General features: G+C 69.4%; 1 protein-coding gene and 2 pseudogenes. 2 read left to right on the plus strand and 1 reads right to left on the minus strand.

Going from position 1 to position 581, the window contains the following annotated elements:
- Both A9X03_RS18030 and A9X03_RS18035 read left to right on the plus strand, forming a co-directional pair.
- Positions 1 to 200: transporter substrate-binding domain-containing protein (locus tag A9X03_RS18030; protein WP_156669951.1), on the plus strand; the 200-nt coding region annotated here is incomplete at its 5' end.
- A pseudogene (locus A9X03_RS18035) lies at positions 200 to 520 on the plus strand (serine/threonine protein kinase); the annotation flags it as partial. The gene A9X03_RS18030 and the pseudogene A9X03_RS18035, both read left to right, overlap by 1 nt.
- Here A9X03_RS18035 and A9X03_RS30885 read toward each other — a convergent pair.
- Positions 469 to 581: pseudogene (locus A9X03_RS30885) on the minus strand (ABC transporter substrate-binding protein); the annotation flags it as partial. The pseudogenes A9X03_RS18035 and A9X03_RS30885 overlap by 52 nt on opposite strands.

The raw sequence follows: 581 nt of genomic DNA on the forward strand, positions 1-581 counted from the left end.
ACCTGCACATCGTCGGACCCAACATGGCCACCCAGCCCTACGGCATCGGGGTCAACCTGACCAACACCGGGCTGGTCCGGTTCGTCAACGGCACCCTGGAGCGGATCCGCCGGGACGGCACGTGGAACACGTTGTACCGCAAGTGGTTGACGGTGCTGGGGCCCGCGCCCGCGCCACCGACGCCGAGGTATCTGGACTGATGGCCGAGTCGGAGAAGATCGAGCAGCCGGAAACCGGCGCCGACGAAAGCCCGGGCACCCAGCCGCCGGACACGCAGGGCGGCTGCCCGACCACGGGGCGCATCCAGGCCACCCAGGCGCTGTTCCGACCCGACTTCGACGATGGCGACGACGACTTTCCGCACATCTCGCTGGGCACCCTGGACAGCGATCCGCAAGACCGGGTGACGGTGGGGACGCGGGTGCTGCCACCGGTCCGCCACCTCGGCGGCGGCCTGGTCGAGATTCCGCGGGTGCGCGACATCGACCCGCTCGAGGCCCTGATGACCAGCCCGGTGTTGGTCAGGTTGACCCCGATGCCGTAGGGCTGGGTGGCCATGTTGGGTCCGACGATGTGCAGGT

Origin of the sequence: Mycobacterium sp. E1715 (assembly GCF_001667625.1) — a bacterium.
In the GTDB taxonomy this organism is placed as follows: domain Bacteria; phylum Actinomycetota; class Actinomycetes; order Mycobacteriales; family Mycobacteriaceae; genus Mycobacterium.